Annotated in this window: 16 protein-coding genes; 10 read left to right on the top strand and 6 right to left on the bottom strand. The window is 47.0% G+C overall.

Going from position 1 to position 20,843, the window contains the following annotated elements; all coding sequences use genetic code 11:
- The first annotated feature begins 1 nt into the window (after window position 1).
- Together AC3B6P_RS04400 and AC3B6P_RS04395 are read left to right on the top strand one after the other, a co-directional pair.
- Window positions 2–1,420, top strand: coding sequence for an NAD(P)(+) transhydrogenase (Re/Si-specific) subunit beta (locus AC3B6P_RS04400; RefSeq protein ID WP_489804907.1), 1,419 nt, complete (start codon window positions 2–4; stop codon window positions 1,418–1,420).
- 549 nt (window positions 1,421–1,969) lie between these two features.
- A complete protein-coding gene (locus AC3B6P_RS04395; RefSeq protein WP_489804906.1) occupies window positions 1,970–3,361 on the top strand; it encodes an NAD-dependent succinate-semialdehyde dehydrogenase in 1,392 nt (463 codons plus the stop codon).
- Between the two features lie 57 nt (window positions 3,362–3,418).
- On the opposite strand, the gene upp is transcribed toward AC3B6P_RS04395, so the two are convergent.
- The 3 genes from upp to msrB form a co-directional block, all read right to left on the bottom strand.
- Window positions 3,419–4,051: a uracil phosphoribosyltransferase gene (upp, locus tag AC3B6P_RS04390; protein ID WP_489804905.1), complete on the bottom strand. Its 633-nt coding sequence runs from the start codon at window positions 4,049–4,051 to the stop codon at window positions 3,419–3,421.
- A 134-nt stretch (window positions 4,052–4,185) separates the two neighbouring features.
- A complete protein-coding gene (locus AC3B6P_RS04385) occupies window positions 4,186–4,674 on the bottom strand; it encodes a DUF2938 family protein (protein ID WP_489804904.1) in 489 nt (162 codons plus the stop codon).
- An 89-nt stretch (window positions 4,675–4,763) separates the two neighbouring features.
- Window positions 4,764–5,144 (bottom strand): peptide-methionine (R)-S-oxide reductase MsrB, encoded by a 381-nt coding sequence (msrB, locus tag AC3B6P_RS04380; RefSeq protein ID WP_489804903.1) that lies wholly within the window; start codon window positions 5,142–5,144, stop codon window positions 4,764–4,766.
- Between the two features lie 206 nt (window positions 5,145–5,350).
- Here msrB and gpmI point away from each other — a divergent pair, with 206 nt between their 5' ends.
- The 4 genes from gpmI (at window position 5,351) to AC3B6P_RS04360 (ending at window position 10,261) form a co-directional block, all read left to right on the top strand.
- Window positions 5,351–6,889, top strand: a complete 1,539-nt coding sequence (gpmI, locus tag AC3B6P_RS04375) for a 2,3-bisphosphoglycerate-independent phosphoglycerate mutase (protein WP_489804902.1) — start codon at window positions 5,351–5,353, stop codon at window positions 6,887–6,889.
- Window positions 6,876–8,141, top strand: coding sequence for a murein hydrolase activator EnvC family protein (locus AC3B6P_RS04370; RefSeq protein ID WP_489804901.1), 1,266 nt, complete (start codon window positions 6,876–6,878; stop codon window positions 8,139–8,141). The genes gpmI and AC3B6P_RS04370 overlap by 14 nt, the downstream gene beginning before the upstream one ends.
- Before the next feature lie 165 nt (window positions 8,142–8,306).
- A complete protein-coding gene (locus tag AC3B6P_RS04365) occupies window positions 8,307–9,746 on the top strand; it encodes a S41 family peptidase (protein WP_489804900.1) in 1,440 nt (479 codons plus the stop codon).
- Entirely contained in the window at window positions 9,743–10,261 is a 519-nt protein-coding gene (locus AC3B6P_RS04360; RefSeq protein ID WP_489804899.1) for an RNA pyrophosphohydrolase, read from the top strand. Before AC3B6P_RS04365 ends, AC3B6P_RS04360 begins: the two co-directional genes overlap by 4 nt.
- Here the strand turns inward: AC3B6P_RS04360 and AC3B6P_RS04355 are convergent.
- Genes AC3B6P_RS04355 through AC3B6P_RS04345 form a run of 3 tightly spaced genes read right to left on the bottom strand, consistent with a single transcriptional unit; the run spans window position 10,228 to window position 13,758 of the window.
- Window positions 10,228–11,988, bottom strand: a complete 1,761-nt coding sequence (locus tag AC3B6P_RS04355) for an ABC transporter ATP-binding protein (protein ID WP_489804898.1) — start codon at window positions 11,986–11,988, stop codon at window positions 10,228–10,230. The two genes, AC3B6P_RS04360 and AC3B6P_RS04355, sit on opposite strands and share 34 nt — an antisense overlap.
- Window positions 11,989–12,009: 21 nt before the next feature.
- Window positions 12,010–13,197 (bottom strand): CCA tRNA nucleotidyltransferase, encoded by a 1,188-nt coding sequence (locus AC3B6P_RS04350; protein ID WP_489804897.1) that lies wholly within the window; start codon window positions 13,195–13,197, stop codon window positions 12,010–12,012.
- A 21-nt stretch (window positions 13,198–13,218) separates the two neighbouring features.
- On the bottom strand, window positions 13,219–13,758 hold the full coding sequence (locus AC3B6P_RS04345) for a DUF1285 domain-containing protein (RefSeq protein ID WP_489805543.1): 540 nt from the start codon (window positions 13,756–13,758) through the stop codon (window positions 13,219–13,221).
- A gap of 255 nt (window positions 13,759–14,013) precedes the next feature.
- On the opposite strand from AC3B6P_RS04345, the gene AC3B6P_RS04340 reads away from it, so the two are divergent.
- From AC3B6P_RS04340 to AC3B6P_RS04325, 4 genes are read left to right on the top strand one after another with little or no spacing between them, the layout of a single operon-like run.
- Window positions 14,014–15,042, top strand: a complete 1,029-nt coding sequence (locus AC3B6P_RS04340) for an AAA family ATPase (protein ID WP_489804896.1) — start codon at window positions 14,014–14,016, stop codon at window positions 15,040–15,042.
- A gap of 18 nt (window positions 15,043–15,060) precedes the next feature.
- Window positions 15,061–15,963, top strand: a complete 903-nt coding sequence (locus tag AC3B6P_RS04335; RefSeq protein ID WP_489804895.1) for a DUF58 domain-containing protein — start codon at window positions 15,061–15,063, stop codon at window positions 15,961–15,963.
- Window positions 15,960–18,734, top strand: a complete 2,775-nt coding sequence (locus tag AC3B6P_RS04330; protein WP_489804894.1) for a DUF4159 domain-containing protein — start codon at window positions 15,960–15,962, stop codon at window positions 18,732–18,734. The genes AC3B6P_RS04335 and AC3B6P_RS04330 overlap by 4 nt, the downstream gene beginning before the upstream one ends.
- Window positions 18,731–20,818: a VWA domain-containing protein gene (locus tag AC3B6P_RS04325; protein WP_489804893.1), complete on the top strand. Its 2,088-nt coding sequence runs from the start codon at window positions 18,731–18,733 to the stop codon at window positions 20,816–20,818. The genes AC3B6P_RS04330 and AC3B6P_RS04325 overlap by 4 nt, the downstream gene beginning before the upstream one ends.
- Window positions 20,819–20,843: the final 25 nt, after the last annotated feature.

The raw sequence follows: 20,843 nt of genomic DNA, 5'->3' as shown, positions 1-20,843 counted from the left end.
TATGTGGATTGAATATATTGTTGGCCTTGCAGGGCTCGTTGCGGCTGGACTGTTCATTTACGGCCTGAAGGCCATGTCTTCTCCTGTAACCGCAGTCAAGGGAATTGTGACTGCCGGTTATGGCATGATCCTGGTCATTGCCGTTTCATTCCTGAATATCTTCCGTATCAGCCCGGATGCTCATCCGCATCTGATGGTCAATCTAGGGTTAGCGGTCATCGCTCTGGTTGCAGGATGCCTGTGGGCCGGTCGTAAAGGCCAGACGGTCCAGATGACGGAAATGCCAGAAATGGTGGCCCTTTATAACGGTATGGGTGGTGGTTCTGCCGCTGCTCTCGCTGCCGTGTCACTTATGGCAAACAAAGCGGATGTGAGTAGCCTGCATCTTGGCATTACCTTTATTGGTGCCCTGATTGGCTCCATCTCACTGACTGGCTCTGTTATCGCCTGGGCTAAGCTGAATGGTACGATCAAAAAACCAACACGCTTTGCTGGCCAACGACTTTTTAATGGACTGGTTTTTGTAGCCACACTGGCACTCGGGGTTTTCACGATTGTCAGCTACGGCACCTCCACAGCACTTTTACCGGGGATTCTGTTCTTCGTCGCAGCGCTCCTCTTCGGCATCTGTATGACACTGCCCATTGGTGGTGCTGATATGCCGGTTGTCATCTCCCTCTATAACGCCTTTACGGGATTGGCTGTTGGACTTGAAGGTTATGTGACCGATAATCCAGCCCTCATGATTGCAGGTATGGTGGTCGGTTCGGCTGGTACATTGCTGACAGTCCTGATGGCAAAAGCCATGAACCGCTCACTGACAAATGTCCTCTTTAGCAACTTTGGTGATAGCTCTGGCAGTGCGAAAGGGCCTGAAGGAGAAATGAAATCTGTTGATGCTGCTGATGCCGCAACGTCAATGAATTATTCCTCCAGCGTTATTATCGTCCCCGGTTACGGTCTTGCTGTCGCCCAGGCCCAGCAGAAACTCTACGAGTTTGTCAAACTGCTCCAGGCTGATGGGGTCGATGTTAAATTCGCCATTCACCCTGTTGCAGGACGTATGCCAGGCCATATGAATGTGCTTCTGGCTGAAGCTGGCGTGCCTTATGACATGATTTACGATATGGACGATATTAATGAGAGCTTCCCCAATACCGATGTTGCCCTCATTATCGGCGCCAATGACGTCGTCAATCCTGATGCCCAAACGGACAAATCATCACCGATTTACGGTATGCCGATCCTGAATGCCTATAAAGCCCGTCAGGTATTCGTCATTAAACGTGGACAAGGAACAGGTTATTCCGGTGTGCAGAACTCTCTTTTCTTCAAAGAGAATTGCACCATGGTCTATGGTGACGCCCAGAAAGTCATGTCTGAAATGGTTGAAGCCGTTAAAGCGCTCGGTCACGCTTAAAAAAGCTGACATAGCTCTAAAATCAAGGGAGAGACCATTAAGGTCTCTCCTTTTTATTTTCCTGCTTTCTGAAAAGAGATTCTGTAAAAAACAGCCTGAAAAAGAATCTCTCAGCTCCGACAACGTCACAAATTACAGCTTTTAAAACAGCATGAATAAGAGTTAATCTGTCACACGATAAGTTGATTATTACACAAAACAAATATAATAACGTATATAATAATAAATAAATACAATAATAATATATACTTAAAATATATGAAAACATATATTATTAAAATTTAATCAATATAAATATAAAATAATTGACAATCTATATATTTAGATAATACAAAAATAAATATATTAGATTGTTTTTTGACAAAAAAGTTATGTGAAATTTATTATTTTTTAAAATTATATTCTCATAATTTTTTAATATACAGTAGAATATTATGATTTTTGTTTCTTTTGACACAGGAAATCGGCGTAACGAAATCTTGAAGGGCCTTGCAAAGTCCCGCCATATTCTTAAATCTTTGAATATTAATTTAATAAGAGGATTTAAAAATGGCTTATCAGACAATAAACCCTTTTACAGAAGAAAAAATCAAAACTTTCCCTAATGCAACAGATGCTGAAATTAATCACGCGCTCGATACAGCAGAGAAAGTTTTCCATCAGTGGAAAAAAACATCCTTCAAAGAACGCGCAAATGTCATGCAGAAAGCAGCGGACATTCTACGCGCGAAGAAAGATGAATATGCAAAGCTTCTGACCCTCGAAATGGGGAAAACATTTGCTGAGGCCAAAGCAGAAACCGAGCTTTCAGCTGAAATCTTTGAATATTACGCTATTCATGCCGAGAGCCAGCTTTCTGCCGATATTCTGCCCGTTGCCAATGCTCGCGGAACACGTGCCCAGATTGTGTATGAACCTCAGGGCATCTTACTGGCCGTTGAGCCATGGAACTTCCCTTATTATCAGATCGCCCGCATCATTGCGCCGCAGCTTTCAGTCGGTAACGTTATGCTTCTGAAACACGCAGCAAACGTGCCACAATGTGCCGCCAAATTTGTGGAACTTATGCATGAAGCCGGCCTGCCAAAAGGGGCATTCCAGAATCTCTATGCCTCTCATGACCATCTTGCAAATATCATTGCAGACCCACGCGTCCGTGGTGTTGCTCTGACAGGTTCAGAAAAAGCCGGTGCAATTGTTGCAGCACAGGCCGGTAAAGCCCTTAAAAAATGCACAATGGAACTCGGTGGGGCCGACGCCTTTGTTGTCCTGAATGATGCTGACATTGAAAAAGCAGCAAAATGGGCCGCTTTTGGACGTCACTGGAATGCCGGTCAGGTTTGCGTCAGCTCCAAACGTTTGATTGTTGAAGCTGGTGTTTATGATAAGTTCCTTGATCTTTACCGTAAATATGTCCAGGAACTGCGCATGGGTGATCCCATGGATGAGAAGACAACACTGGCTCCCCTTTCTTCACGCGGTGCTGTTGAGACATTGCAGAAACAGCTTAAAGACGCTGTTGCTCACGGTGCCCATGCAGAAGAAATCAAACTGGATATGCCCTCAAAAGGCTGCTTCTTCCGCCCTGTTATCCTGACCAATATTGATGAAAAGAACCCAGCCCGTCACGTGGAATTCTTCGGTCCTATTACCTCTCTCTTCAAGGCGAAAGATGAGAAACATGCGATCGAAATCGCCAATGACTCACCTTATGGTCTGGGCGGCTCTATCTTCACAAAAGATGAGGAAAAAGGCGTTCGTCTGGCTCGTCAGATCTATACAGGCATGGTTTATATCAATCATCCAACCATGGTTAAGTCAGACCTGCCTTTCGGTGGCGTCAAAAACTCAGGCTTTGGCCGGGAATTGCTTGAGCTGGGTCTCAAGGAATTTGCTAATGCCAAGCTGATCGGCGTTGCTGATATCGATTCAGAATTCTGATCCATAAAGCTTTACGCTTTAAGGGCAGGCGCGATAAACGCCTGCCCTTTTTATTTATTAGGTACCGTAAAATCTGTCTCCTGCATCTCCGAGACCAGGTATAATATAGCTATTATAGTCCAGTCCTTTATCCAGGGCACAGGAAATAATTTTCACATCAGGGTGCGCCTTATGAAGATGCTCAACCCCTTCAGGCGCAGCAACAAGACACGTAAAAATAATATCTTTAGCTCCTGCCTGCTTTAGCCGCTTTATCGCAGCCACCGCGGAATGACCTGTTGCCAGCATCGGGTCAAGCACAATGGTCAGGCGCTTATCAAGTTCAGGCGGGACTTTAAAATAGAACTCTTCAGCCTCCAGCGTGGCATGATGGCGCTGCACAACAATATGCCCAACACCCGCCGTCGGCACAAAATCAAGCATCCCCTCCAGAAGAGCACTCCCAGCCCGAAGGATCGGAATCAGACACAACGAATTATTCTCAAGCTTATGGGTCAAACAGGAAGATCCATCAGGCAATATGATGCTCTTCTCTTTTAGAGGCAGCTCCCTCGTCGCCTCATAAGCCAGCAGCAAGCTTAACTCTTTCACAAGAGCCCGAAATTCAACAATAGAAAGGGAACGATCCCGCAAAAAGGAAAGTTTATGCTGAATAAGGGGGTGATCAATAATCTGTAAATATGAGGACATGAGCAGATATTTTTCCTAAAGTCTGACTAGCTATCATGTCCTTATAGAGCACAGCTTCATGTAGGAAAAAAGATATGTTTATGTGACTGTAAAATGTTTTCAGAAGTCTATTAATTACAATGACAGTAATTAAATCACACCATACTGAGCGCTAAACCATATTGAGCAAGGGCAAATACACAATGGGAAAGTATTAATAATCTTATTTCCTTAAATCGTGTAGGAACCTTAGAAGCGCAGATTCCTCCTCCAAGTCCGGGAATCATAATAAACAAACCAGCAAAGGTCGCCAGAACGACACCAATCAGAAATGCAGGCATAAATGTCGGGTGTTGTTTATAGGCACTACCCCAAAACAGAATCAGCATTGCAGCATAAATGACACCGATAATATAGTGGAACAACCAGCCTAAAGCTCTTTCAGTAGCTGTTGTTTCTGGATGCCCATCCCGCAGGACAAATTGTCCCTTACAGAGTCCCATAAGCCAGCGCCCCGGCAAACCCCAATTCATCACGGGCGTTTTCGTCACTTTACTAACAAGCAACAACCATACATCAAGGATAAAAGTCGAACCGACCCCGACAATCGCTATAAATTCAAAAATGCCCGGACCTCGAATCATAATGCGCCTCTTTTAATCAGTCCCAGTAATGTCACAAAAAATCGTTACTTTATAGGTATCTCGGAAAGAGGACATTATAATACCACAATTCATTTTGTTTCAGGACGAAAATCCAACACGGCACCATTCATACAATAACGCTGCCCCGTTGGTTGGGGACCATCAGGAAAGACATGTCCTAAATGCCCCTGACAACGCGCGCAATGTACCTCTATACGACTCATGCCATGACTTTTATCTTCGACAGTACCAACTGCACCTTTTTTAACATCGTAAAAAGAAGGCCAGCCTGAGCCGCTCTCATATTTTGTCTCTGATGAAAAGAGAGGCTCTCCGCATCGAGCACAATAATAAGTCCCTGCCCTTTTTTCATAATTCAGGGGGCTTGAACCAGGAGGCTCTGTTCCATGATCATTCATAATCTGTTCCTGCATCAGACTAAGTGGCATACAGGATAAATTCTTCGTCATAAAAAATGCCCCTCTTGTGAAAATTACCTTACAGAAACATATAATTACATAGGAGAGATCATAAAGACCGGTGTGGCGAAGCTGGGTTAAATTCTGTTTTAGCCGGTCGCTTTCCGCCATAGAATACGGTAATAATCTCTGTATTCCATATAAGGGGAAAATTTTCTCCTTTCTAATGATTATGAACGTTGGCAGGAGCGGTTAAGATGTCCCAATCCACAACACCCCGTCCCGTTATGCTCGTCATTCTTGACGGCTTTGGCTGGCGTGAAGATGCCGCAGATAATGCAACAAGAATGGCTGAAATGCCTCATTTCACGAAATTATGGGCAGAAAGTCCCCATAGTTTCCTTCAAGCCAGTGGCGAAGATGTCGGCTTGCCCGATGGTCAGATCGGCAATTCGGAAGTTGGGCATCTAAATATCGGTGCAGGACGCGTGGTCATGCAGGAATTGCCGCGCATCAGTAAGGCCTGTGCCGATGGTTCTCTAGCCAGAAACAGTGTTTTGACGAGTTTTATTGAAAAACTGAAACTCTCGGAGGGGACATGCCATTTGATGGGATTAGCCTCCAAAGGTGGCGTCCACTCCCATCAGGACCATATCATTGCTCTCGCAAAAATCGTCCATGATGCAGGCATTTCTGTAAAACTACATCTCTTCACAGATGGTCGTGACGTTCCACCACAATCAGGAGAGGCATTTCTTCGCGAGATCATTGCCGCCTTGCCACAAGGTGTAGAGATTGCCACTGTCAGTGGCCGTTATTATGCCATGGATCGTGATAACCGTTGGGATCGTGTTGAAAAAGCCTATGACGCCATTCGCTATGGCAAAGGCGCTAAATTTTCAGATCCACTGGCAGTTCTGAAAGACCAGTATAGCAAAGACAAGCGGGGTGATGAATTTGTAACCCCTGCCATCATTGGCGAATATCATGGCATGAAAGACGGAGATGGGATTTTATCTGCCAATTTCCGAGCAGATCGTATTCGACAGCTTCTAAATGCTTTCCTCTTGCCTGATTTTGATGGATTTGACCGTGGCAAGCCCCTGTTACTTGCAGGTGTCTGCACCATGACATATTACTCAGATACATTAAAACCTTATGTTAGCGTTTTATTCCCTCCTGAAACTCTGAAAAACCTTCTCGGAGAAATCGTCTCAAAAGCGCAGCTCCATCAAATGCGCATGGCCGAGACCGAAAAATACCCCCATGTGACTTATTTCTTTAATGGTGGGCAGGAAATCAAACTGGAGGGAGAAGACCGTATCCTTGTCGCCTCTCCCAAAGTCGCAACTTATGATATGCAACCAGAAATGTCCTCTGCTGAATTGACCGATCAGGCGGTCAAGGCAATTTCCTCAGGCAAATATGACATGATTATCCTGAACTTTGCCAATCCCGATATGGTCGGCCATACAGGCTCTCTGGAAGCGGCAATCAAAGCTGTCGAAGCTGTTGATGAAGGACTGGGGCGGATTGGGGAGGCTATTGAAAAAGCTGGAGGGGTTCTCCTCGTTACAGCAGATCATGGAAATTGTGAAACTATGAAAAACCCGGAAACGGGAGGACCTCATACAGCACATACCATCAATAAGGTGCCTTTTATTCTCGCCTATGATAAGGAAAATCCAAGCGTTCACGATGGAAGACTGGCAGATATTGCGCCAACTATCCTCCAATTAATGAACCTCAGACAACCTCCTGAAATGACGGGTCAATCTTTGATTGATAACGCATAATTTTTTCATACGCACAAACAGGCTGGGAGCTTTCTTCCTTCTGGCCTGTTTTATTTTAGGTAGTGGTTTTTCTTCACCAATAGAAGCAAGTCCTGCGCAGGATACACTCCGGCAAATCCAGAAAGCACGCAATGATTTGCAAAAAACACTTCAGGCACAACAAGATGCTGTCACACAGCATGAAGCCCTGATGCGTAAGGCAACATCGAAAGCACAAGTCAGCAAAAGACAGTTACAGATCCTTAACAGAAAACAGAAAAGATTGGAATTGACGCTTCAACGCATGAAAAAGCGTCTGGAAGACCTGACCCAACGCCAAAAGCGCTTAGAAAAAGGAGAGGCTTCCCTTCAGAATCAGCAGAACGAGACAGCCCTTAATTTCGCCCGCACACTTCCTGCTGCTGAAAACTTACAGAAAGCACCTGAGCTGCTTCTCCTCTCTCCGCCACAAGGAGAAGCCGATGCTTTATTGACCCCTTCACTGCTTCAGGCGCAGCTAAGCCTGACTCAACAGGAGGCCGCGCATTTGGAAAAGGCTCAAAATGCCATTCACCATCAACAGGCAGTTCTTGATCATCAAACAGATACGCTCCAGCATCAGAGTTTAATCCAGCAAAAGCGTAAGAAACAGGGGGAAGAACGGACGCAGCAAGCCCTGGAACAAACACTGACTGACCAGAAAAATCTTGAAATTGAAAAAAACAAACTCGAACTGGCACGCAAAAACATGCAGGACCTCACAAGCGAGATTGAGCACATCACCCAACGTGAAGCCTCGCTGAAAAAACGTCTTGAAGCAGAAGCAAAACGCCTGTCCAAGCACCATAAAATTGCTCAGGCTCGTAAAGTCGAACGAGCCGCCCAGGCTCTAAGCACAGGAAAAGGCATAACACACGGACAAGGTTTCAGACCCGTCCAGGGAGCACTCATAACGAACTGGCAACAAAATACTGAAGCTGGGCCTGCAACAGGGCTTACTTACAGAACCACAAATGCTGCACAGGTTGTAGCACCCTGTGATGGCAGGCTTCTCTATAGCGGCGTATTCCGCTCCTTTGGAAACATGGTCATTCTGGATTGTGGTCATAGCCAGCGTTTTGTATTGGCAGGTTTTGGCACAATCTCAGCCTCAACAGGACAACATATCAGCAAAAAAGAGACAATAGGTACCATGCCTAGCGGCGGAGGAACACTTTTTGTCCAGCTCAGGCAAGGCACACATATTGTAAATCCAACCCCATTCCTACGCTAATGCCCTTATGAATATTTTCACAGAACAGGAGAAGAAGTTCAGAATATCATAAAGATTAACTCTTGGAGCTATGACGTAAAAACTGTAAACTGCTGCGTTAATGTGACAAGGTTTTCTCTATCCTTTATCACCACGCTCTTCCGCTTTTGCGAGGATGACACGTTTATGAAGTTTAAAACGACCCTGCTGATGGGATTTGCCTTTACCGCAGGCATCGGCTTGACCAGTACTCTTTATTCACTTCATTCCTCCGGCGGTTTTTCACCTGCCCTGGCGAAAGAAATTACATCCTCTCAGGATGAAAATAACAACGCTGAAACAGTGCGCCTGCTGACACTCTTCGGAACGGTGATGGATGTTGTCCATTCCGAATATGTTGAGCCTATCAGCGATAAAAAACTGATCAATAATGCTCTTGATGGACTTGTAGGTAATCTGGACCCCCACTCTTCCTACATGACACCTGAACAGTTCAAACAGATGCAGGATGAAATTTCGGGGCAATTTGGTGGGTTGGGCCTTAAAGTCCAGGCTGATGCAGGCCATGTCCGTGTTGTTGCCCCCATTGATGGCACACCCGCTGCACGCGCTGGCATCCTCTCTGGTGATGTCATCACCATGATCGATCATAAGAATATTGCAGACCTGACCCTTGATCAGGCTGTACGCCAAATGCGTGGCAATCCCGGAACTAAAATCAATATTACGGTCCTACGCCCCAAAACCGGCAAGACAATCGATTATACGCTGACACGCGAAATCATTCATGTTCAGGTTGTCCGCTCTGCCCTTTATGGCCGCGTAGGCTATATCCGCCTTGCTGAATTTGACGACACAAGCGAGCATGAACTCCGTGTCAATTATGAAAAGCTCGTCAAGAAAGTCTCTCAGACTGCTGGCAAAACACTGATCGGACTTGTTCTTGACCTCCGCGCCGATCCCGGCGGCAAGCTTGATCAGGCGATTGCTGTCTCACGTGATTTCATCAAATCAGGAGAAATCGTTTCTGTAAGAGGCCGCCACCCTGAAAATAATCAGCATTGGCACGCTAAAGGTACAGATATTACACATGGACTACCTATGGTTGTCCTGACTGATTCCGCTTCAGCCTCTGCGAGCGAAATCGTGGCTGGCGCTCTCAAAGATCATAAACGTGCCATCATTATGGGTGAACGCACTTTTGGCAAAGGTTCCGTGCAAACCTTGATCCCTATCGCTGACCAAGGCGCCATACGCCTGACAACTGCGAGATATTATACCCCTTCAGGCCGTTCCATTCAGGGACGCGGTGTCACTCCAGACATTACGGTTGCGGCCTCCCATGGTGAAGATGAGCTTTATACATACCGCGAATCTGACCTGGCTCACGTACTGAGTAATATTGGAGGCACAGAAAAGGAAGATGGTTCGGGACAAAATATTCCAGAAAGCCTCCTTAAGACGATCCCCCATGAGCCTCCTGAAAAATGGCCAAATTTCAACCCTGAAAAGCCCGAAACGGATTTCCAGCTCCAGCAGGCCATTCACCTTCTGAATAGCTTGAATACATTAAAATCTGCTCCCCAGACCGCAGCCCATAATGAGTCGGTGAAGGAAAAGAAATGACAAAGTCTTCTGCAAGCTTGAATTTGCCCTATCGTCCCAATGTCGGTCTGGCTCTTTTTAATAAAGAAGGCAAGCTTCTCTTCGCACGTAGAGCCGATCTGGCGGGAAATGTCTGGCAATGTCCACAAGGCGGCGTTGATCAGGGAGAAGATCTTCACGAAGCAGCCTGGCGCGAAATGAGAGAGGAAATCGGAACCAATAAGGCTGTTTTACTGGCTGAGCATCCTGATTGGGTCACTTATGATCTACCTCCCCACCTGCTTGGGCATGCTCTGGGAGGACAATTTCGGGGTCAGAGACAAAAATGGCTTGTTTTCAGCTTTACAGGGCAGGATTCGGACATAAAGCTTGATGCCCAAACCCCTCCTGAATTTAATGACTGGAAATGGTTGACCGTTCAGGAAGCTCTGAGCGGACGATATAATCTTGGTTTTAAGAAAGAAATGTATGAAGCTCTTCTTCCTGAATTAGAGCAGCTTTTTCAACTCACAACGTCATCTAAAGACTGGGCATGAACAAGCCGGGTATAAATACCATTTTTTAAAAGTAGCTCCTGATGGGAGCCACTTTCTACTATTCTACCCTCATCCATAACGATAATCAGATCTGCCTGCCTAACCGTTGAAAGACGGTGAGCTGCCATGATCGTTGTGCGGTTCTGGCGTAAAGAACCCAGAGCAGACAGGATTCGGGATTCTGTCTTTGAATCCAGTGCACTGGTTGCTTCATCAAGAAGCAAAATACGCGGATTACTTAATAATGCACGCGCTAACGCAACACGTTGCCTCTGTCCTCCAGAAAGACCCTGCCCAGCCGTGCCAACCCGTGTTTGCAACCCTTCAGGCAATGAGGAAAGAAAATCCAATGCAGCAGCTTCACAGGCCATTTTAAGCTCATCTGCATCTGCCTCAGGCTTACCAAGACGAATATTTTCCTCAATCGTCAAGTCAAATAGAGCCGTTTCCTGACTTACATAAGCAATTGACTCACGCAGACTTTCCAATGTCAGGTTCTTCTGATCCGCACCCTCAAGACGTATCATACCTGTACTGGTATCATATAAACGGGGAATCAGGGAAAGAGCCGTAGATTTGCCAGAACCACTAGCCCCTACCAGAGCAATCATCTGACCAGGCTTGAATGAAACCGTCAGATGATCCAGCCCAATACGTCCATCAGCATAACGATAGGAAACGTCATTAAAATCAATTGCCCCCTCCCCTTCAGGCAGGGCAATCGCATCAGGCTGCTGAATGATTTTCAGCGGTTCATCCAAAACTTCATAAATACGCTCCATTCCTGCAAGCCCTTCCTGCATGGCTGCATTGAGCGACCCTAAAGCCCTCAGAGGACGCGACGCTGCAAAGAGTGCGGCAATAAATGCCGTAAACCCTCCCAGGGTAGCCCCACCCGTTGCCGCCCTCCATCCTGCAAAACCCAGAACAAAAGCTATAGCAACGCCTCCAATCGCTTCTAACATCGGGTCAAGGCGGGCGCGGGAACAGGCTATATGAAGATATGTATCATGAAGCTGGTTCAGAGCCTTGGCTACGCGCTTTTTCTCTTGTCCTTCGAGACGGTAAACCCTTACCTGACGTGCGAGGGAAAATGTCTCCGTCAGCAAGGCAGCCACAACCCCGACATGCTCCTGCATTCCCCGTGATGCCCGCCTGATACGCCGGCCCAGTTTTTGCACGGGAATAATCGCTAACGGGTACAGAATAAGTCCGATAAGACTTAATTCCCAATCTGCCCAGACCATAGCAACCGCAAGACCCAAAAGCGTTACAACATCGCCCAAGGCATTGACTGCCCGGGTAAGGGCCTCTCTCATACTCAAGGCGTCTGTCGTAAATCGGGCAGCCCACTGAGCTGGGGATTCTGCTTCAAGCGTTGCAATATCAGCTTTCAGACAATGATCGAACATCCTCTCCTGCAAGCCGCGGATAATGCTCCAGATCAGGGACTGAACGGAAATATTCTGTGCATATTGGGAAAGAGCCTTGGCTCCTGTAATCACAATGACAATAAAGGGAATCTGATACAGAATACGTGGATCATGCGCTGTAAAAAGATCAATCGCCCGCTTAATCACGACAGGATAGGCCGCTGTCAGAAGGGCCATTACGATCGTTAAAACCAAAATCAACAGAAGCCTGGCTGTCTGGAAACGAATATGATCCTGCCATAAATGTCTTAACAGCAGAAAAGTGGCTTTTGACCCAGAAGAACGAGATTTCATAACAGCCTTGCTCCAGCCACTTTAATCATTGAAAGAAAGCTGTTCTTTCAGCCATCTCTGACAATCTTCTTTCTCCGGGCGGCATCCCTGTTCAAGCCACCATGACTGTGTTTTTTTTAGCCATAGGCCCAGTTCAGGACCCGGTTTCAGCCCATATGCTAACCCATCTTTCCCCGCCAAAGGGAAAACCGGCTGTGGAAGCGCTGCCAGACGCTGCCGAAAACGTGACCATAATGCGCTCTCCTGTCCAACATCATGTGCCTGCATAAGCCAGGAACGCTCTATCAGAACGGAAAGATCCTGCCCAAACCGCAAACGTCGTAGCTCATCCTCGGAAGCTTCGGGAAAAAGACGGGGTTCTACCTGCCCATAAGCCTGTAACGCTGCCTGCTGTATACGCGATAATTTAAAATGCTTTCCCAGAGAGGGATCTGGAGTCAATGCAAATAAACGCGTCAAGGCATGAGGGGGAGACTGGCAATTTAACAAACGTTCTAGAAAAGAGAGATCAGCATCGGGCAGAATTTCTTTCAGCAAACCTGACTGTTCCATCAGGGAAAGGGTTGGACATAATTGTGGACCCTCAAGAATTCTGAAAAACTCTGAGACAACCCGCTCAATGGAAAGAGAATGTACCAAGGCGCGACGGTAATGAATTGCTGCCATCGCTTCCTCATCTGCCTTACCCCGACCGTATCTTGCCTGAAAGCGAAAAAACCGTAATGCCCTCAGAGCATCTTCTTCTATCCTTTTCCGGGCTTCTCCGACAAAGCGTACACGACCCTGTTTTAGATCCTCCTGACCACCAAAATAATCATAAAGCCGCCCATATTGATCCAACGACATGGCATTGATGGTAAAATCACGCCGCTCCGCATCTTCAATCCAGCTATCAGTCCAGGCCACAATCGCGTGGCGGCCATCAGTTTCCACATCACGCCGCAAGGTTGTAATTTCATAAGGCACATGAGCAATAAGTGCTGTCACCGTCCCATGCTCCAGACCTGTAGGGATGGTCCTGATCCCATGAGCTCCTAATTGCCTCATCGTCTCTTCAGGTTCACATGGTACAGCAAGATCAATATCGTGAACCTCACGACCCGCTAAAAGATCACGCACGCAACCACCAACAAGGCGCGCATTCGGTAAAGCCATCCAGAGACATTCAAGTCCTGCATACCCTGGCAGGTTTCTGATTTCCTTTTTCATGAAAGTCTCTTTTAATATGAACTAATCTTTGAGTGATATACGCGAAAGCGGGAAGAAACAGTTCTGACTCCACACACCAAGACAGGCTTTCCCTCCTACAGAACCAGGCTTAGCCAGGGCAGACAATTCCAATAACACTGCACGGCTGACCCGCGCCAGGATTGGCTCGTTTCCCTCGCCATTGCGCACTTGCAGGTAAGGAACAATGCCTTCTTCAACCGGATGGTCCCAGTCACATAATAAAGGATGTCGAGGCCCTGCACAGATTAGCTCATCAATATTTGTCCTGAAACAGAGAGTCTGGCTGTGATCACATTTCCCTTTAAAATCCAGCTCCGTAACGAGGAAAGGCACGTCCTCGACATGGATCAAGCCGGATTCATCAGGCATATGAAGCCAGTAGCGTCCCTTTTCATCCCTCTCAAGCAAAGAGGCAAAAAGACAGACCAATTCTTTGCGCCTGATCGGTTTACCCCGATAAAGCCAGACACCATCCCGACGAATCTGAAATGGTAGAAAGGGTTCATTTAATTGCGTCTCTCTTGGAGAATCAGATTCCAATAATACATCAGCAACTGCAGAAAGGCAGGAAACCTCCGTTTTACGTCCCAATGCTCACTCCTTTCCCTTGCAATATTACAACCAGCTTCACAGCTTTCTGGGCTTAAAATTTATTCAAATTATGGCTTTTCTGCATTAAATGCCTATTAAGTGTCTTTGATATAGGTCCAAACTCTGGCTTTAATAAGAGGATAGGCACTATATTTCCGATCCTGAACCCGGAAATTATGAAACAAGATATTATCCAGAGGGCATATGACTGAACAGAATGTGACTGACCTGCAAGCCCCCATACAGAACCAGGGACAGGATATTATCAATAATGTTGATGCACTCGCGCCAGACCTCGAGGCCTTGAGAAGGGAGATCGGTAAATTCGTCCTGGGTCAGGAAAAGGTCATTGAACAGGTCCTCGTCACGCTGCTAGGAGGTGGCCATGCCCTTCTGGTAGGCGCTCCTGGACTCGGGAAAACGCTTCTGGTGAATGTCTGCTCCAAAATTCTGGGGCTACAGAATTCACGCATCCAGTTTACACCTGACCTGATGCCCTCCGATATTACCGGTGCTGAGATCCTTGAACAGAACCAGACAGGTCAAAGGCAGTTTCGTTTTCTTCCAGGACCTCTTTTTGGCCAGCTTGTTCTGGCTGATGAGATCAATCGTGCCAGCCCCCGGACACAATCTGCGCTTTTGCAGGCCATGGCCGAAGGAACTGTCACACAAGGCGGCAAAAACTGGCTCCTTCCCCGCCCTTTTCATGTTTTGGCCACGCAGAACCCTATTGAGCAGGAAGGCACTTATCCTCTTCCAGAAGCACAGCTTGACCGTTTCATGTTGCAAATCCCCATGGATTTTCCAACATTAGACGCAGAGCGCGATATGCTGATGCAAACCACTGGAACCACCCAGCTTGAGCCCGAAACCATTTTAAGCGCAGAACGTTTACTTGAAGCCCAGAATCTTGTGCGCAAACTTCCGGTCGGTGAAAAAATTATTGAGGTTATCCTCTCTCTCGTAAGAGGGCTTCGTCCACAAGATGAAACCGCCTCTGACATTATAAAACAATCCGTTGATTATGGCCCCGGCCCTAGAGCCTCTCAGGCCCTGATGATGGCGACACGCGCGCGTGCCTTATTAAATGGCCGTCTTTCAGTTGATCTGGACGATGTTTATTCTCTTGCTCCCGCCGTCCTGTCTCATCGCATTGGCTTGTCCTTTGCCGCACAGGCTGAAGGAATGAGTGCTACACAAATCATCCAGAACCACCTGTCTCGTTTCTCATAACCGGAGTATCACGCTGACGTGTTACGCCATTTCTCTTTTCTCAACCGCATTCGAAAGAAAAAGAAAGCCCCTTCAAATTCTCAAAAGGAGCTTCCTCTCCTGCCTGACCTTATTCTGGCAGCAGGGAAACTCGCTTTCATCCTCCAGACAGGGCGGCATGGGCAGAAGCGGCATGGAACAGGGGAGGATTTTTGGCAGTTCAGGCCTTATAATCCGTATGAGCCAGCCTCTCTTATTGATTGGAAGCAATCCGCACGCTCCCCCGATGATATGATGTTATGGGTTAAGGAACGGGAAAAACAGTTTCCGCGACCTCTTTATTTATGGGTCGATCCTTCCCCCTCAATGAAATGGCATTCTTCGCAGGATTTACCGACAAAATACGAAACAGCCATGATCGCCGCCCTGGCACTTGGGCAGGCCGCCTTACATGCTGGAGAATCCGTTACCACTTCAGGACGAAAACGTTTCGTAAACGGCTCTCATTTTCTGCCGAAACTGGCACTGGATCTAAGCCAGATTAACGATGATTTTCCTAACTTCCGGCTTATCCCCCCCCATGCTACGGTTATTCTCATTAGCGATTTTTTCTGGGAAGATTTTTTATTGGAAAAACTCACTCTGGAATGCCAGAAACGCCCCGGCAGAACAGTTTTTTTCAGAATCCTTGACCCAGCAGAATGTTCATTTCCCTATAAGGGGTTTTTAAAATTCACCAGTCAGGAAAATGAACCAACTCTGGATCTGAGCATCAATGAGGATATACAGAAACAATATCAGACAATATTACATCAAAGCTCTGAAAGATTATCACAGATCAGTCATAAACTTGCCGGTGCTTTCTATTATTTACACCATAATGAATCCCCCCTTCTTCCATCCCTGTTAGCTCTGCAGACCATGATTGGAGATAAGGCATGAGTTTCCTTTCTCCATGGATTCTGGTTTCGTTCGTTACCCTACCTCTACTCTGGTGGTTGATACGCTCGCTGCCGCCACGCGCCCATTTACAGTCTTTCTCTTCTCTCATTCTGCTCAAAAGACTTTCCATTCACCAGAAAAAGGCCACCCACACGCCTCTGTGGCTCCTGCTTCTACGCCTGATTGCCGTAGCCTGCCTGATCCTCGGTCTGGCCGGACTATATAAAACACCCCCACATAGAGGGCATATTGCGCGGAAACTTCTGCTTATTATGGATAATGGCTGGGCCTCCATGCCTCAATGGAGTGAACGCCAGCAGGCAGCTCTCCATCTCGGGCTGCAAACCCTGCATCATGATGGAATGGTTACATTTCTTCTCACCGCGAAAGGAGAAAACGGACTATGGCCGGAGCCATTTCAGACAACTGACCCACAACAATTTGAAACATTCATCCATCAATTAAAACCTTCTCCCTGGCCTTCTGACCGCTCTCATCTCGCATGGCTCTTATCGCGCGCTCCCCTGCATGATTTTATGAAAGAAGCGGAAACTGCCGTCATTTCAGACGGTCTAGCCCAGCAGGCTGACTCCATCCTGCGCCGCACCCTTTCGGAAAGCGCTCATATATCTGACATACGCTGGCCTGACTGCTCCCTCATCGGACTCTATGCAGCTCTTCACAATACACAAATCAAGGTCATGGCCGAGACAATGGAAAATTGTTCTCCAAGGACATTCTCCCTCAAAGGCCTCACCCTGGCAAATAATGGTCTCTTTACCACTCTGGCAAACTGGTCACTTCAAAGTAATAAATTACAGACCCTTACCATAGACTCTGCCCTTTATCCCTCTCTCCAGGCCTTGACTTTACCAGGTGTTCCTTCTCCCGCAGGCTTTTCCTTGCTCAAAGCTCCCTCATCTCTCCTCACTGTGGGATTACTCCGTCAGAACGGAGACGACAGACCTCTGACAGGAAACGTCTTTTATCTTAAACGCGCCCTGAAAGACTTCATAAACAGTCAGAACATTACTCCGGTGCTTCTTAAGGAACACCCTGTTTCTGTACTGATTGCCCCTGACGAAGCACTTGATACCAACGATACACGTAAAATAGTGCTAGAATGGGTAAAAAAAGGGGGGATCCTCATCCGCTTCGCAGGGCCGGAACTCGCCAAAACCGCCGCCAATCCTGACGATGCCATTGCCCACGCCCTGATGACGGTTCCCTTGCTGCCAGAAGCCCGCTCCCTAGGGGGAACCATGTCATGGAACTCTCCACAGACATTGGCGCCTTTTGCCGATAATACGCCTCTCTCAGGATTATCAATCAGCCAGGATGTTACTGTCAGACGACAATTAATTGCCGAACCTTCAGAAGATCTTCCTCACCATGTATGGGCATCCCTCAAGGATGGCACCCCCCTCATCACCACCCGGCAGGAAGAAAAAGGGCGTATTATCCTTTTTCACATTACGCCAACAGCAAACTGGTCGAATCTGCCACTTTCCGGCCTGTTCCCACAAATATTGGAACGGCTAGTCGAGCATACCCCTCGTGATGATTCGTCATTAAACCTCTCTTCGGATAATATGGAACATCAGCTAAGTGCCTGGAAAATCCTTTCTCCTGAAGGTAGGTTAGGCAGTCCCGCACCTTTTGTACTGCCTTTCAAAATCAATGAAAATGTTACTGTCAGCGCTGAGCATCCAGCCGGGTTTTACGGAACACCCCTTGTAAATATTCCTTTAAATCTCATTCAGAAAGAAGGGCCACTTCCAAAAGAAGCTCCCTTGGGCGCGCTGACAAAACCTGATCTCCGCCCATCACGCATCTTCCTGGGGCCATTCCTTCTTTTATGCGCATTGGTCCTGTTTTTCATTGATATGATTTTCAGCTTCACAAAAGCTGGTATCTGGAGACATGCCTCACGAGCAATGCTTCTCGCGATCCTCTGCCCTATAGGCTTGTATCATCCTGCATTGGCTATTCCAGTCCCTTCTGAAGCTTTGCAGCCAGGTCTTGGTTATATTCTTTCAGGAGACTCTGATCTGGATAAGGTTTCTCAAGAAGGACTGAACGGGCTGACACGTTATATTAATCAACGTAGCACAACGCATCTCGGCCCTGCGCGCGGTGTTGTACCTGGACGGGATAATCTTGCTTTTTATCCTGTTCTTTACTGGCCCCTTTCTGCTTCAACACATATTGATGACCAGCAGGCAGCCGCCCTGAATGATTACATAACCCATAATGGCCTGCTTCTGATTGATGAAATGGGTGCAGGCACAATTATCAATGAGACGAATCTGGGCACAATTAAAGACATTCTGAATCAGATCAGTCACCACATGCCAATTCCATCTCTGGATGTCTTGACTGGCGATTCCCTCATCGCCCGGACTTTTTATCTTCTACATGATTTTCCCGGCCGTATTACAGGCCAGAGTGTCTATAGTACCCGAACGCATTTTGATGAGGGTGAGGATGTCAGCACAATAATCATCGGCAATAATGACTGGGCACATGCCTGGGCCATTGATGATGAAGGCCACACGCTTTATGCCGTCATCCCTGATGATGAGGAACAACGCGCCCACGCATATCGCTTTGGTATGAATGTCGTTATTTATGCCCTGACTGGTAATTATAAATATGATCAGCGTTTTTACCCGGAAATGCTGAAAAGACTTGGCGGGAAAACACCACTTCGTACTGATCAGGGCCAGAATGAAGAAAACCTGTCCGACCCGGAGTCTGAAGAACCATGAGTCTGACCTGGTCTCCTTCCCTGCCTCTTTGGCTATTGATTACGCTCAGCGTTCTGATTTTCATTTTTGCCTTTTTAGGCTTATTGAGGAAGGTTCAGGGACAGATCCCTAAAGCCCTGGCACTTTTTCTTATAACCCTTTTTCTGGCAGGCCCTGGTTTACGCCAGGCGAGCTATCAGACGCAGCCACAAAATGTGCTTATTGCCATTGATAACAGTCCCTCAATGGCACTCAACCATAGGCAGGAGCTAGCAGATGAGGCTGCCAACGCGTTGGAAAACAAGCTGCATTTACTGCCCGGTATCACAACGCATCGTATCCTTATTTCCAGTCCTGAAAGTAAAGAGACCCGCCTTTTCGAAACACTCAGGCAGGAAGCTCAGAATCATCCCGATTTGTCAGCTGTTTTTCTGCTGACAGATGGTATGAATCATGACATCCCCTCCTCATTGGAGACAGTACTGCCTGCCTCCAGGCTTCATCCGTTACCGGTTCATTTACTGCTCACAGCCAAGGGTGAAGAAACAGACCGCACCATGCAAATCCTCTCTGCTCCACCCTATGGAATGGTTGGGACAGAGGTACATATCCGTATCCGCATCAATGATCTGGGCAGTAAGACACCACAGAAAGTAAAAATTTATGGCAGACAGAATAATGACCAGCCCCAGCCTCTCGCCGAAGGCACGACTGGCCAGATTTTTGATATTCCGCTAAAAATTTCTCATAGCGGCGTAAACCTGCTTGAACTCTTTAGCTCCGATTTACCAGGTGAGGTTTCATCGCTGAATAATCGGGTGGTCGTATCTATTCAGGGAATACAAAATCACCTCAAAGTTATGCTGGTCTCTGGTGCGCCATCTTCCAGTGCTCGTGTCTGGCGGAATTTACTGAAAGCGGACCCTTCTGTAGATCTCGTCCATTTTGTCATTCTTCGTTCACCTGACTCGGTTGATGATACACCTGTTTCTGAATTAGCCTTAATTCCTTTTCCGACCCATGAATTATTTGTCGAAAAAATAAACCAGTTCGACCTGATCATACTTGATGGATTCGATAACCCCAATCTTTTACCTGAGTCCTATATCGATAATATTACCCACTACGTCAGAGAAGGTGGAGGATTACTGGTTATCTCAAGTAAAGAGCTTGCTCAACCAGGTAGTCTGCAAGACACCTCTTTAGGCAGTATCCTTCCAGCCCATGTCACTTTCGACGGTGTAAAAACATCTTTCATTGTCCCGCAACTCTCTTCTCTCGGACAATTACATCCTGTCACAAGCTTATTGGCGCAGAAAGGTCCATGGGGCAAAAAATGGGGACCCTGGTACCGCTTCCTGAAGGCAGACCATGTCAGAGGATCTGTCCTTTTAACAACCCAGGATCATGATCCTCTCCTCCTCCTCGACAAGGCAGATAAAGGGCGCATAGCCCAGGTACTGTCAGACCAGATATGGCTTTGGTCACGTGGTGGAAATGGCGGCGGCCCCCAGCAGGAGCTCCTCAGACATTTATCTCATTGGCTTATGAAGGAGCCTGACCTGGAAAGCGAAAGACTCAATGCTCATCTGGAAAATCATAAAATTATTATAGATCGCTATAGTCTTACTGCACGTGATTTTCTTACCGCCAATGTCCTTTCCCCCCTACAAGAAAATTACGACGTTAAGATGATCCCTCTGCATAATGACCGCTATCATTTACGTGGTTCTCTGACTTTAACGCCCAATGATAAAGATAATCTGGGAATATGGACCATTCAGCAGGCTGACTTAACCACAGCAATAGCTGATACGACACCACAAACTGTTGAAAATAAGGATTTACGCAGTACAGCTCTGAATCTGGCTCCATTTATCGAATCATCAGGAGGCGGTATTTTCTGGCTCGGGGAAAAACCATTACCTGACCTTAAGGAAATTAAACAGGGCAATATCATGTCAGGAACAGACTGGGCAGGATTACCTTTCCATCAGCAAAAACTTCCTGGTGCTGATCATTTTTACCCTCTTTTACCCGCATGGCTAGCTTTACTTCTTGTTTTGTCCTTATTATCACTTGGCTGGTGGCGCGAAGGACGCTAATCCAGAAAGATGATTTATATATTTA

It is taken from the genome of Aristophania sp. ESL1142 (genome assembly GCF_058107345.1).
Note: the sequence above shows the minus strand (reverse complement) of the source record. Positions and strands in the feature narration are given on the sequence as shown.

What these genes read in the sequence shown, in the direction of transcription:
- AC3B6P_RS04395 (WP_489804906.1), top strand. Translation starts at nt 1,970, where the DNA reads ATGGCTTATCAGACAATAAACCCTTTTACAGAAGAAAAAATCAAAACT.
- AC3B6P_RS04365 (WP_489804900.1), top strand. Translation starts at nt 8,307, where the DNA reads ATGAAGTTTAAAACGACCCTGCTGATGGGATTTGCCTTTACCGCAGGC.
- gpmI (WP_489804902.1), top strand. Translation starts at nt 5,351, where the DNA reads ATGTCCCAATCCACAACACCCCGTCCCGTTATGCTCGTCATTCTTGAC.
- AC3B6P_RS04340 (WP_489804896.1), top strand. Translation starts at nt 14,014, where the DNA reads ATGACTGAACAGAATGTGACTGACCTGCAAGCCCCCATACAGAACCAG.
- AC3B6P_RS04355 (WP_489804898.1), bottom strand. Translation starts at nt 11,988, where the DNA reads ATGAAATCTCGTTCTTCTGGGTCAAAAGCCACTTTTCTGCTGTTAAGA.
- AC3B6P_RS04400 (WP_489804907.1), top strand. Translation starts at nt 2, where the DNA reads ATGTGGATTGAATATATTGTTGGCCTTGCAGGGCTCGTTGCGGCTGGA.
- upp (WP_489804905.1), bottom strand. Translation starts at nt 4,051, where the DNA reads ATGTCCTCATATTTACAGATTATTGATCACCCCCTTATTCAGCATAAA.
- msrB (WP_489804903.1), bottom strand. Translation starts at nt 5,144, where the DNA reads ATGACGAAGAATTTATCCTGTATGCCACTTAGTCTGATGCAGGAACAG.
- AC3B6P_RS04330 (WP_489804894.1), top strand. Translation starts at nt 15,960, where the DNA reads ATGAGTTTCCTTTCTCCATGGATTCTGGTTTCGTTCGTTACCCTACCT.
- AC3B6P_RS04325 (WP_489804893.1), top strand. Translation starts at nt 18,731, where the DNA reads ATGAGTCTGACCTGGTCTCCTTCCCTGCCTCTTTGGCTATTGATTACG.
- AC3B6P_RS04385 (WP_489804904.1), bottom strand. Translation starts at nt 4,674, where the DNA reads ATGATTCGAGGTCCGGGCATTTTTGAATTTATAGCGATTGTCGGGGTC.
- AC3B6P_RS04350 (WP_489804897.1), bottom strand. Translation starts at nt 13,197, where the DNA reads ATGAAAAAGGAAATCAGAAACCTGCCAGGGTATGCAGGACTTGAATGT.
- AC3B6P_RS04360 (WP_489804899.1), top strand. Translation starts at nt 9,743, where the DNA reads ATGACAAAGTCTTCTGCAAGCTTGAATTTGCCCTATCGTCCCAATGTC.